This is a genomic window from Hymenobacter lapidarius (assembly GCF_001816145.1).
Lineage (GTDB): Bacteria > Bacteroidota > Bacteroidia > Cytophagales > Hymenobacteraceae > Hymenobacter > Hymenobacter lapidarius.
The window spans coordinates 121,602-134,163 of record NZ_MDZB01000164.1 but is presented as its reverse complement, the minus strand read 5'-3'; the positions used below and the strand labels follow the sequence as shown (position 1 = coordinate 134,163).

General features: G+C 61.0%; 10 protein-coding genes. 1 reads left to right on the top strand and 9 read right to left on the bottom strand.

Going from position 1 to position 12,562, the window contains the following annotated elements; genetic code table 11:
- Positions 1-143: 143 nt before the first annotated feature.
- The 9 genes from murG to mraZ form a co-directional block, all read right to left on the bottom strand.
- Positions 144-1,250, bottom strand: a complete 1,107-nt coding sequence (murG, locus tag BEN47_RS19130) for an undecaprenyldiphospho-muramoylpentapeptide beta-N-acetylglucosaminyltransferase (RefSeq protein WP_070730811.1) — start codon at positions 1,248-1,250, stop codon at positions 144-146.
- 129 nt (positions 1,251-1,379) lie between these two features.
- Positions 1,380-2,576 (bottom strand): FtsW/RodA/SpoVE family cell cycle protein, encoded by a 1,197-nt coding sequence (locus tag BEN47_RS19125; protein WP_070730809.1) that lies wholly within the window; start codon positions 2,574-2,576, stop codon positions 1,380-1,382.
- 32 nt (positions 2,577-2,608) lie between these two features.
- Positions 2,609-3,982, bottom strand: coding sequence for a UDP-N-acetylmuramoyl-L-alanine--D-glutamate ligase (gene murD, locus BEN47_RS19120; protein WP_070730807.1), 1,374 nt, complete (start codon positions 3,980-3,982; stop codon positions 2,609-2,611).
- A 109-nt stretch (positions 3,983-4,091) separates the two neighbouring features.
- Positions 4,092-5,312, bottom strand: coding sequence for a phospho-N-acetylmuramoyl-pentapeptide-transferase (gene mraY / locus BEN47_RS19115; protein ID WP_070730806.1), 1,221 nt, complete (start codon positions 5,310-5,312; stop codon positions 4,092-4,094).
- Positions 5,313-5,337: 25 nt separating this feature from the next.
- Positions 5,338-6,741, bottom strand: coding sequence for a UDP-N-acetylmuramoyl-L-alanyl-D-glutamate--2,6-diaminopimelate ligase (locus BEN47_RS19110; RefSeq protein WP_083322602.1), 1,404 nt, complete (start codon positions 6,739-6,741; stop codon positions 5,338-5,340).
- A gap of 124 nt (positions 6,742-6,865) precedes the next feature.
- Complete coding sequence (locus BEN47_RS19105; protein ID WP_083322601.1) at positions 6,866-9,277, bottom strand: PASTA domain-containing penicillin-binding protein; 2,412 nt, start codon at positions 9,275-9,277, stop codon at positions 6,866-6,868.
- Entirely contained in the window at positions 9,274-10,128 is an 855-nt protein-coding gene (locus BEN47_RS22360; RefSeq protein WP_239691668.1) for an FtsL-like putative cell division protein, read from the bottom strand. Before BEN47_RS22360 ends, BEN47_RS19105 begins: the two co-directional genes overlap by 4 nt.
- Before the next feature lie 120 nt (positions 10,129-10,248).
- On the bottom strand, positions 10,249-11,175 hold the full coding sequence (gene rsmH, locus BEN47_RS19095; RefSeq protein WP_083322600.1) for a 16S rRNA (cytosine(1402)-N(4))-methyltransferase RsmH: 927 nt from the start codon (positions 11,173-11,175) through the stop codon (positions 10,249-10,251).
- Positions 11,172-11,645, bottom strand: coding sequence for a division/cell wall cluster transcriptional repressor MraZ (gene mraZ, locus BEN47_RS19090; protein ID WP_070730801.1), 474 nt, complete (start codon positions 11,643-11,645; stop codon positions 11,172-11,174). The genes rsmH and mraZ overlap by 4 nt, the downstream gene beginning before the upstream one ends.
- A 317-nt stretch (positions 11,646-11,962) precedes the next feature.
- Here mraZ and BEN47_RS19085 point away from each other — a divergent pair, with 317 nt between their 5' ends.
- A complete protein-coding gene (locus BEN47_RS19085; RefSeq protein ID WP_125921816.1) occupies positions 11,963-12,412 on the top strand; it encodes a hypothetical protein in 450 nt (149 codons plus the stop codon).
- Positions 12,413-12,562: the final 150 nt, after the last annotated feature.

The following is a 12,562-nucleotide window of genomic DNA, read 5'->3' as shown; positions in this document are numbered from 1 at the left end:
ATATCTTTGGACAGGACTTCCATTAAAATGCGAAAAAAGGAGTGTCGTAACTCAAATTTCGCGCTTTTTTGGGAGTCCTTTTACTTTCTAAACAGCTTCGGTATCTGAATGACTTTCGGAACACCATTTTTAATTCATAATTTTTAATTTTTAATTAATCGCATCAGCTCGTCCACAATCGTCGCGGTCGCCTCGGGCCGGGCCAGCTCGCGCACGCGGGTGCTGAGCTGGCTCTGGCGGTCCGGGTCGGCCAGCAGGCGCAGGGCTTCGTCGTAGAGGCGGGCCGGGGCGTGCTCGTCGGTGATGAGCACGGCGGCGCCTTTGCTCACCAGCGCCAGCGCGTTTTTGGTTTGATGGTCTTCAGCCACGTTGGGCGAGGGCACCAGAATGCAGGCTTTGCCCGTGAGGCAGAGTTCCGACACGGACAGCGCCCCGGCGCGGCTCACCACCACATCGGCGGCAGCGTAGGCCAGGTCCATGCGCTGAATGAACTCCAGAGCCTGCAGGTTGTCCTGCTTGTAGGGTTCGGCTTGCTTCTGCGCTTCGGGGAAGTAGAGCTTGCCGGTTTGCCAGAGGAGCTGCACGCCGGCCTCGCGCAGGCGGGCCAGGGCGGCCACGGTGGCCAGGTTGAGGGTACGGGCCCCCAAGCTGCCGCCAATGACGAGCAGCGTTTTCTTATTGGGGTCGAGGCCGAAAAACCGCAGGGCTTCGGCGCGGTCGCCGTTGGCAATTTCGGTGCGCACGGGGTTGCCCGTCACCACAATTTTTTCCTGGGGAAAGAATTTCTCCATGCCCTCATACGCCACGCAAATGCGGCCTACCCGGCGGCCCAGCAGCTTGTTTACCAAGCCCGCATAGGAATTCTGCTCCTGTATGAGCGCCGGAATGGCGCGCGACGTGGCGGCCAGCAGCACCGGCGCCGAGGCGTAGCCCCCCACCCCCACCACGGCATCGGGCCGGAATTGCTCCAGGAGCTTGCCGGCCTTGCGCACCGCACGCAACACCCGCACGGGAAACAACAGGTTTTGGGGCGTGAGGCGGCGCTGCAGGCCGCTGATGTCGAGGCCCACTATTTTGTAGCCGGCTTCGGGCACGCGCGTCATTTCCATGCGCCCGTTGGCCCCCACGAAGAGGATTTCGCTGTCGGGCAAGCGGCGGCGCAGCTCATTGGCAATGGCCACGGCCGGGAAAATGTGCCCGCCGGTGCCACCGCCACTGATGATAACGCGAAGAGGTGAAGTGTCTGGCATTTAGCGCGAGGTTTCGCGAGGGTAAAAGAGGTTTCGCAAGCAATTACATGCGGGAATCAGCTTCATTCGATATGTTACGCTACTGTACCGGCGCCCTGTTAATTACTACCCGATACCTGATAAGTAAAACTACGCGTAGGCGGCGCGCTTGCTCGGAATGCGCGCCGTGTCGTCGGGTTCCCCGGTCATGGGGCGCACTTCGCGCTCGCCCCGGCTCACGGCCAGGATAATACCGATGCTGATGCCTGTGAAGATGAGCGACGTGCCGCCCATGCTCAGCAGGGGCAGCGGCAGGCCCGTGATGGGCCCCAGGCCCACGGCCACGCCCATGTTTACCAGCGCCTGCAGCACCAGACTGAAGCTGAGGCCCGCCGAAAGCAGCCCCCCGAAGGCGCCGTAGCTGTTCATCACCGTTTTGAGGCCCCGGTAGAGAAAGGCGAGGTAGAGGAACAGCACCACGCCGCCGCCCAGCAGCCCGTACTCCTCAATGATGATGGCGTAGATAAAGTCAGAATACGGGTGGGGCAGGATGTTGCGCTCGGTGCTTTTGCCGGGGCCCTTGCCGGTGATACCGCCCGTGGCAATGGCGATGTAGCTGTGTTCGAGCTGAAAGGGCACTTTTTTGGTGGGGTCCTGGGCGCTGGCGAAGTGGTTGGTGACGCGCGAAATAACCGTTTTGCCGCGCTGGCCAGTGGCCAGGCCCGCGCCGCCCACTACCACGCCGATGGCAATCATCACCGCCATTTGGCGGAGCGGAACGCGGCCAATAAACATGAGCAGCAGGCAGGTAGCAAATAGCAGCAGCGCCGTGGAGGCGTTACTCAAAATGATGAGGCCGCAGATAATGCCCACCCACAGCATTACGGGAAACAGCGTGGTCCAGAAGTCGTCGAGGTGCTGCTGGCGGCGGCTGAGCATGCTGGCCAGGTGCGAAATCAGGGCCAGCTTGGCCAAGTCGGAGGGCTGGAAGGTTTGGTTGATGACCGGAATGGTGAGCCAGCGCGAGGCCTCGTTGATGTTGGAACCCATGAGGTAGGTGAACAGCAGCAGCGGCACCGAAATAAGCAGCGCATACAGCGCCAGGCGCGAGTAATAGCGGTAATCGATGCGGTGCGCGGCCCACATAAAGCCCAGTCCCACCAGAATCAGGGCGGTGTGCTTGAAAAGAAAATGCTCGGTGTTGCCGTCCATCTTCTTATAGGCCAGTGTACCGGTGGCCGAGTACACCACAGCAATGCTGATGAAGGAAAACAGCAGCACGATGGCCCACAAAATGGGGTCGCCTTTGAGGTTGCGCTGCAGCCAGTTGTTTGAGGAAAGAGCCATGGGCGGGAGATGAAAAGGCCTGTACGAGCGGATTATTCGCTGATGCGTCGGGTTATCGTGGATTGCACGGCGGCCGTGAATTGCCGGCCGCGGTCCTCGTAGTTCTTGAATAGGTCGAAGCTGGCACAGCAGGGCGAGAGCAGCACCACGTCGCCGGGGGCGGCCAGGGCCGTGGCGCGGGCCACGGCGTCGGCCATGCTTTGGGTTTCTTCCACGTGGGGCACCACGCCGTCGAAGGCCGCCCGGAGCTTAGCATTGTCCACGCCCAGGCAAATGAGGGCCTTCACGCGGTTCTGCACGGGGCCGAGCAGGCTGCTGTAGTCGTTGCCTTTGTCGGTGCCGCCCGCAATCCACACAATAGGCTGCTTGATGCCGTCCAGGGCGTACCAGGCGGCTTCCACGTTGGTGGCCTTGCTGTCGTTGACAAATCGGGCGCCGTTGATTTCGCCTACCGGCTGCAGGCGGTGGTCGGCGTTTTGGAAAGTCGCCAGGCCGGCTTCAATCTGCTCGGCGCTCAGGCCGGCCACGCGGGCCACCAGGGCTGCCGCCAGCGTATTCTGCCGGTTGTGCTGGCCAATGAGCGGCGACGTGGCGGTGCTCACCTCCATGCCATCGTCGGCGAGGCCGGGGGCCAGGTTCGTGCAGAGGCGGTCTTCGGCGGTGTAGTAGCCCGCCAGCCACACGTCGGGCCGCTGGTGCAGGGCAAACGGCAGCAAGCGCGTTTCCATAAACGCCGACTGCAAGTACTTGCCGGTCACTTCATCGTCGGCATTGTAGATGAAGGTGCCTTCGCTGTCCAGATTACGGGCAATGCGCAGCTTGGCGCGGGCATAGCTCTCCAGGGAGTAGCCGTAGCGGTCCAGGTGGTCGGGCGTGATGTTGAGCAGCACGGCAATCCACGGCTGAAATTCGATGGTATCGTCCAGCTGGAAGCTGCTCAGCTCCACCACGTAGTAGTCGTGGGCATCGGCAATTACCTGCTCGGCGAGGCTATACCCCACGTTGCCGGCCAGGCCCACGTTCAGGCCGGCCTCCTTCAGCAAATGGTGGGTGAGCAGCGTGGTGGTGGTTTTGCCGTTGGTGCCCGTGATGCAGACGCACTTGGCCCGGGTATAGCGGCCGGCAAACTCAATTTCCGAGATAATCGGAATCTTCTTCTCGTGCAGCGCCTGGATAATGGGTGCTTTCTCTGGAATGCCGGGGCTTTTAACTACCTCATCGGCCTGCAGTATTCTGGCCTCGGTGTGCTGGTTTTCTTCGAACTCAATACCGGCCTGCGTGAGCTTGGTTTTGTACGAGTCCTGAATAGCACCGCGGTCCGAGACGAACACGACATGGCCTTTGGCCTGCGCCAGCAGCGCGGCTCCTACTCCACTTTCGGCGGCTCCGAGGATTATAATGTTCATGGTGTGAGGGTAAGATTTCCCGCAGAAGGCGCAGCGGTTTTCGCAGAGGACGCCGAAGAACGTCTCAGCGCCCTCTGCGAAAACTTCTGCGCCTTCTGCGGGAAATGCATTAGCGCAATTTCAAAGTAACCACTGTGATGACCGCCAGCATAATACCCACAATCCAGAAGCGAGAAACGATTTTGGATTCGTGGTAGCCCAGCTTCTGGTAGTGGTGGTGCAGCGGCGACATGCGCAGCAGACGGCGGCCCTCCCCGTATTTGCGGCGCGTGTATTTAAAGTAGCTCACCTGCACAATCACGGAGAGATTTTCGATGAGGAAAATGCCGCACAGCACGGGAATGAGCAGCTCTTTGCGCACGATGAGGGACAGCACGGCAATGATGCCGCCCAGCGCCAGCGAGCCCGTGTCGCCCATGAATACCTGCGCCGGGTAGCTGTTGTACCACAAAAAGCCGATGCACGCCCCCACAAAGGCCGTACAGAAAATAACCAGCTCCCCGGAGTCCGGAATAAACATAACGTCCAGGTAATCAGCCAGCAGTGCGTTGCCGCTCACAAAGGCGAAAATGGCCAGCGTGATGCCAATAATGGCCGACGTGCCCGCCGCCAGACCGTCGAGGCCGTCGGTGATGTTGGCGCCGTTGCTCACGGCCGTTATCAGGAAGATGACGATGGGAATGTAGAGAAAGCCGTACAGGCCGTTGAAAAACGTGCCGGCCGTGGCGAATAAGTCGCCGTAATTCAGCTCGTTGTTCTTTATGAAGGGCACCGTGGTAATCATCAGGTGCACGTCCTTGAAAATCTTGGTGGCCGCGATGGTGGAATACTGCCCGTTGGGCTGCAGGTATTCGCGCACCGTGATTTCGTTGCTATAGAACAGCACCCAGCCCACCGTGATGCCCAGCCCCACCTGGCCCAGCACCTTAAAGCGGCCGCTCAGCCCCTCCTTATTCTTGCGGAACACCTTGATGTAGTCGTCCAGAAAGCCAATCAGGCCCAGCCACACCGTGCTCAGAATCATGAGGATGATGTAGATGTTGCGGAGCCGGCACAGCAAAATCACCGGCACCAGAATGGCCAGAATGATGATGAGGCCGCCCATGGTGGGCGTGCCTTTTTTCTCGATTTGACCCTGGAGGCCCAGGTCGCGGATGCTTTCGCCCACCTGCTTCTTTTGCAGCACCTTGATGAGGCGGTGGCCAAAGGTGAGGGCAATGAGCAGGGAGATGACCACCGCCAGCCCGGCGCGGAACGTGGTGTACTGAAACACCCCCAATCCGGGGATATGGTAATGCTCGTTGAGGTAACGGAAGAGGTAAAAAAGCATTCAGGCTACGGTTAGCGTTGGGCGGTTATTTGCCCAAAGCAGCAAAAATTTCAGTTAATACCAGCTTGTCGTCAAAAGGCGCTTTCACGCCGTTGATTTCCTGGTAATTCTCGTGGCCCTTGCCGGCCACCAGCACAATGTCGTTGGCCCCGGCCAGCTGCACTGCCTGTTTGATGGCTTCGCGGCGGTCGGCCACGGTGAGGACTTTGGCCGAATCGGGCGCGGTCACGCCAGCCTGCATCTGCGCCAGAATGGCGTTGGGGTCCTCAAAGCGCGGATTGTCGGAAGTCAGGATGACCCGGTTGGACAGGCGGGCAGCCAGGCTGGCCATGATGGGCCGCTTGGCTGCGTCGCGGTTGCCGCCGCAGCCCACCACCGTGATAATCTGCTGGCTCGGCTGCCGGATTTCGTGCAGGGTTTGCAGCACGTTCTCCAAGGCGTCGGGCGTGTGGGCGTAATCGATGATGCCCGTAACGAGCTGCCTGGCCGATACCACTGGCTCGAAGCGGCCGGGCGCCGTGGTCAGCCCCGAGAGGATGGTGAGCGCCTCCGTGGGGTCCTCCCCGAGCAGCACCGCGGCGCCGTACACCGCCAGCAGGTTGTAGGCGTTGAACACGCCAATGAGGCGGAAGAGGATTTCGCGGCCTTCCATCTCCAGGTGCAGGCCATGCACCTCGTTGGCAATGAGTCGAGCGCGGAAGGTACCGGCCCCACGCAGGGAATAGGTGTCGCGGCGGGCGGCCGTGTTCTGCAGCATCACCGGGCCGCGCTTGTCGTCGGCGTTGGTCAGCGCAAAAGCCGTTTTTGGCAGCGCGTCGAAAAAGCCCTTCTTGGCCTTCAGGTAGTTGTCGAACGTGCCGTGGTAGTCGAGGTGGTCGTGGGTGAGGTTGGTGAACACGCCCCCCACAAACCTCAGCCCCGTCACCCGGTGCTGCGCCACGGCGTGGCTGCTCACTTCCATGCAGGCGTGGGTGCAGCCGGCCGCCACCATGCGGGCCAGCAGCGCATTCAGCCGGATGGCGTCGGGCGTGGTGTGGGTGGAGGGAATAACTTCCTCGTCAATCTGGTTTTGCACCGTGCTCAGCAAGCCGGCGTGGTAGCCCAGCTCCCGCAGCAGCTTGTGCAGCAGCGTAGCACAGGTGGTTTTGCCGTTGGTGCCGGTGATGCCAATGAGCTTCAGTTGCCGCGAGGGATGCCCGTGAAAAGCCGCAGCCATGTGCGCCAGCGCTTCGGCGCTGTCCTTCACCACCACATAAGTCGTGGCGGGGCTGCGCATGGCCGGCAATTCTTCGCAGATTACCGCCGCCAGCCCCTTCTCCACGGCTCCTGCAATGAACTTATGGCCGTCGGTAGCGGTGCCGCGCAGGGCGCAGAAAGCCACTCCAGGCCCCGCCTCCCGCGAGTCGAGGGTGAGGGCCGTGATGGGCACGTCGGCGGGGCGTGCTGGGCCAGCACGGTCACATCAGTAAGTAAGGAAAAGAGCGGCAGGGAAATCATGGGGTAATAGTCGGGAGCAGTAAGAGCCAGCCTACGGGCGTCGCCTTCTAAAAGAATCAGGCGCGGCGAATGGTGGGCTTGGCGGGTGCCGCCGGCTTTTTGGAGTCTTTGGGAGGAGCTTTTCTAACCGGCGCTTTTTTTGCGGCTGCAGCCGTTTCCACAGCTGGTTTCCGGGCTTTGGCGGCTGTCATTTGCCTGGGGCGAGCGGGCTGGAGCGCTGTGGCCTTGGTAGTACGGGGCCTGGCTAGGGGCTCGGGGTCGGCCGGGGTGAGCAGCTTGTTCTCGGCCAAGTCGGTGTGTTCGGGCTCGGGCAGGGCTTGCGGGGCCGCCAGGCGCGGACCAGAATCCACCAGGTTCAGGCTGATAACGTCGCCGCGCTTGTAGCGCGCGCCCACGGGCATGGACTGTTCCCGCACCCGGCCCGTGCCCACGGCGCGCACGTGCAGGCCGCGGTTTTCCAGCAAAAACAACGCGTCACGCAGGGTCAGGCCGCGCACCTGGGGCACGTAGCCTGGGCGCACGGGGTTCACCACTAGGGCCACGGTACGGGCGTGGAAAGCGGTGTCGGAAGCGGCCCGCACCCACTCTTCGCCACCGGTGGCCTGGGTCTGGCCGGGCAGGCCCAGCCGCTGGCAGAGCAGGGCCAGCTCGTCCTGCATGCCGGCGCGCACCAGCGGCACGCGGCTCTTGTTCAAGCGGGCCTTGGCCAGCAGCGGACGCTGGCTGAGCAGGTCCCGGGCCATGCACTTATCGGCCACCTCGCGAAACACGGGCGCGGCCACGTCGGCACCGTAGATGCGTCCGTTGCGGGGCGAGTCCACCACCACAATGCAGCTGTACTTGGGCTTATCGGCCGGGAAATACCCGCAGAAGCTGGTAGAATAGGTTTTGGTGTATTGTCCGTTTTTGAATTTCCAGGCCGTGCCGGTCTTGCCGGCAATGGTATAGTCCTTGGGCTTGATGCCGCGGGCCGTGCCCTGAGACACCACGCCTTCCATCATGGATTTCACCTTGGCTAGCGTGGACTCTGAGCAAATTTTGGGGTTGAGGACCACGGTTTCGTTGCGCTGCAGCACTTTATCGGCCTGCTTTATTTCCTTCACGATGAGCGGCTGCACCTTCACGCCGTTGTTGGCAATGGCATTGTAGAGCGCCAGAGTCTGCAGCGGGGCCAGCTTCAGCTCGTAGCCAATGCTCATGGTGGTGAGCGAAGTCCGGCTCCAGCTGCGGTCGTTGGGGTCCTTCACGTAGGGCCGGGCCTCGCCGGTCATTTGGAAGCCCAGCGGCTTATCGAGACCAAATTTCTTGAGCTGGTCGGTGTATTCGCTGGGGTTGGCGGCAAAATACTTGTCCACAAGCTTGGCTACGCCAATGTTGCTCGACTTTTCGAACACCTGCTGCACCGTGATGCGGCCGTAGCCGTGCGAGTCCGACTTCACGGCCCCGCCCACGTACATCCGGCCGTTGCCGGTGTCCACGATGTCGTCGAGCGTGAGGTCAGGCCGCGCCTCAAACAGGGCCATCATCGACGCCAGCTTGAAGGTAGAACCCGGCTCCGTCCGCCCCTGGTCGGCGAAGGCGTAGTTGTAATCCTCCTTGTAGGTATCGTCGGAGGCTTTTCCCAGGTTGGCCACGGCCTTTATTTCGCCGGTCGCCACTTCCATCAGAATCACGCAGCCGTATTGGGCGTTGTTATCTACCAGGGACTTGTAGAGGGCGTTTTCGGCTACGTCCTGGAGGTTAATGTCCAGGGTGGTTTTCACGTCGTAGCCGGGTTGGGGCTTGATTTCGGTGCCATCGTACACAGGCTTCACGCCACCGGGCACCCGCTCAAATAGGGCCTCGCCGGCCTTGCCAGCCAGGCTTTGCTCGAACGTATACTCCAGACCGGCGCCGTTTTTGTCTTCGTTTATAAACCCAATGGTGCGCTGCGCCAGGCCCCCAAACGGCCGAAACCGCTTGTCGACTTTCTCAAAAATAGCGCCGCCGCGGTTGCGCTTGGCCCGGAAAATGGGCCATTTGGCCAGCAGCTTCTTCTCTTGAAAGTTGATTTGCCGCGAGTTGAGGCGGATGTACCGCAAGATGGGCTCCCGCGCACTGTGCGCATTCACCAGGCGGCGGCGGTACTCCTGCACGCTGCGGTCCTGGAAAAAGTGCGACAAGTGCCACGCCAGCGAATCCACGCCCGCTTTAAACACAGCATCCTCCACCACCCCAGGGTCCCAGGCTACCCGGTAGAAGGGCAGCGAGGTGGCCATAATACTCTCATTATCAGAGTAGATATTGCCCCGCGTGGCGGGCACTGCCTGGTAGCTGATGCGCCGCTCCTGCTCCAAAGCCCGCCAGCGACTCCCTTCCTGGTACTGAATCTTGGTTGCCTTCCAAAAGATGGCGCACGAGAAAACGGCTACCCCCAAAAAGGCCAGCCGCACCCGCGTCACTATGGACTTCTTAACGCTGCCTTTCATCGGGAATCTGTTCTAACTGCCTGCTTGTTTGGCGACTTTGCCTTAGACTGGCTTGTGCTTTTTTGTACCCGCATTCTATTGTTGGGCTTATCCACTTGCTGGGCTGTTGGAGCAGCGCCCCCTGCCGAGGCGCTGTCAATACCTTGGGGGGGGGCAATTATTTCCGGCTCAACGGTGTCGGTGTCGTCGGCACCGGCTGCGCCAGACCGTTTGCGGCCCGAGAGCGAGGCTTTTTGCTGGGCTGCGGCTGAGTCGCGAGCGGCCCGGGCAGATAGAGTGTCCGCGGTGAGCACGGGCATCAGTTCCAGTTCAGCGGCGTCGAGCCGACCGGCCGGGACCGAAATGCGGAAAGGCGGCGAGGAGCTTTCCACCAGCCCAAAGGCGGCCACTTTGCGGGCCACCTCGCTCTGCTTGCTGGCCTCCATGTAGTCCGACTTCAACGTGGTGTAGTCGGCCCGCAGGTCCTCGGTTTCCTGTTTCAGGCGCTGAATGCTGCGGTTCATCCGGTTACCGTAGTGGGTATTGCCGATGTAGAGCAGCGTGAGCAGCATCACGAATAACAGGTGCGGCAGGTAGCGCACCGGCAGGCCTTCGCGGAACAGTCCGTCGACGCTCGTGACCCGGTCCAGCAGCGAGAACAAGCTCCAGGAGCTCTTGGGCCGGGCGTCGGCCCGGGGCTCGGGCTTGGGCCGGCGCGGACGTTTTTCGGCAACTGGCACCGGCGCTGGCTCCGGTTCGGGCGCTTCTACTGCCACGGCCTGAGGCAGCACCTCGGGTGCCGGCGCGGGCATCTCGCGGGGCACGTTGGCCCGCCGGGGGCTGTCAGAAGGTCTTAGGGTATTGGTGGCCACGGGCTGCTGCTCAGAAAAGGCTGTTACACGTACTTGGGAAAGCGTTTGGCGAAGTTGGACGCAGAAAAATCAACGGCTGGAGCGCGGGCGTAAACCAGCCCAAGCGCCGCCGGAAAATGTTCACTCGTTTCGAATCGCAACACGCAATTTAGCACTTCGGGCGCGGCTGTTCAGCGCGACTTCGTCGGGGTCAGCTTCTTCGGGCTTGCGGTTCACGGCCTCAAAAGGCTTGCTTTCATTGCCAAAGAAGTCTTTATCGACGTTTCCAAAAAACTTCCCCTTCCCAATAAAATTCTTGACCAGCCGGTCTTCCAGGGAGTGGTAGCTGAGCACCACCAGCCGCCCACCGGGCCGCAGCACGTCGGCCGTTTGCAGCAGCATTTCCTGCAGGGCCTGCATTTCCTGGTTCACCTCAATGCGCAGGGCCTGGAAAACCTGGGCCAGGTACTTGTTTTCCTTGCCGCGGGGCGTGCAGGGCTGAATGGCCTGCTTGAGCTCGGCAATGGTTTCGAGGCGGCGGCCCCGGCGAGCAGCGCCCACAGTCTGGGCCAGGGTGCGGGCGTTGGTCACCTCGCCGTACATGCCGAAGATGCGGTGCAGGTCGGCTTCCTTGTAATCGTTAAGAATGTCGGCGGCCGTCAGGGGCCCATCGGGGTCCATGCGCATGTCCAAGGGCCCGTCGAAACGGGTAGAAAAGCCCCGCTCGGGCGTGTCGAACTGGTGGGAGCTAACGCCTAAGTCAGCCAACAGGCCATCAACGGGCAACGCGACAAGACTCTGTAATTCAGCAAATAAATCCCGAAAATTGGCCTTAACAAATGTGAATTGCGGCTTGGTTAACTTTTCTGCCTCGGCTTCCGCGTCGGCATCCTGGTCAAAGCTGTAGAGGTGGCCGGTGGTAAGCATTTCGAGGATGCGGGCGGAATGCCCTCCCCCACCAAAAGTGACGTCGACGTAGCGGCCCCCGGGCTTGAGGTCGAGAGCGGCTAGGCACTGGGCCAGCATCACCGGGCGGTGGTAGGCGGTATCGTTGGTGTAGTCGCTCACGCAAGGGGGCCACCGGGCGGCGGCGTTTCAACCGATAAAAACTTCTGCGCCAACTTACTAAAGCGCTGCTGGTCCTTGATGAGAAACTCATCGTAGCGGCTGGGGTCCCAGATTTCGCAGCGGTTGCCCAGGCCCACAATAATGGCTTCTTTCTCGATGCCGGCGTAGCGCAACATGCTGCGAGGTAGCATGAAACGATTGATGGCATCAAGCTCTACTTCAGTCATGCCCCGGAAGAAATTCCGCTGGAACTGGCGGTATTCTTCGTTGAACTCATCCAGGGCCATCACCTTCTCGTGGATAACGCGCCAGGCAACCCGGGGGTAAAGCACCAGACACGGCTCAAAGCCGCGAACCAGCACAAGCTGGTTGCCGGATTGCTCGGGCAGGTTGCCTTTCACCTTGGCCGGCAGCACCAGCCGCCCCTTGGGGTCAAGCTTGCATTCGTATTCGCCGGACAACAGGTTCATGGGCAGTGGTCGCCCGAAGGAAAGCGGACGGTATTAGCAAATGTACGGGAAGCCGTTCGGAAACCAACCACAATTTACCATTTCCTACCACAAAACAGAATAGGTCTTCATTTGCATTGTAAGGGGGTTTTTGGACGTCCATCGGGCAGTCGCTGGGTCTGTCACCTTGCTACTCGGTGAGTTTTTGCACTTGTGGCGGCCCTGCCTGCGGCTTGCTCCGGACGGCAGCGCTCGACGGACCAGAGCTGGATTGTGCACCTCCCGGACTCAATCCTATTTCCTCCTCTCCGCCCGTCGGCTGTACCTTTGCGCCTGCAATGCCACACCACTCTTTGTTCCGTCGCTTCGTCAGCTTGGCCCTGGCCCTGCTGGTGCTCACTGCTTCGGTGGGCTTGTCGGTGCAGCGGCAAACCTGCCGCATGAGTGGCAATAGCACCATCGACGTATCGGTGCTGGGCAAGGCAGCGCGTCTCGTGGAATGCGAGGCGTTAGAAAGAGCCGCGGCGGTGCCCATTCCCCAGGATGCCTGCTGCGATTTCAGCAGCCACCTGCACAAGCTCACCACCCCGGCCCACGGGCTTGCAGCCAAAGTACTCTTACCAGCTCCGCTACCGGCGGTGCTGCCAGCGCTGGGACCTACCTGGCCTACGGGGGTTTTGGTGCCGAACCCCGAATCAGGCATCCCACGCTGGTTCGCGGCAGATTCCTCGCCGCCTCCCCTAGGCGGGCGCGGGCTCTTGGCCCTGGTCTGCACGCTACTCGTTTAGGGTTTTCTGAGCATACGCGGTGCCGCCCAGGCAGCACTCCGGCTAGTCGTGGCGTAAGCCGCGGGATAGCCGTATTTTCAGATAACCTTAAGCATCAGCTATTATGATACCCATTCGCAGGGGGATTCCCCTGTTTGCACTTGTTGCATT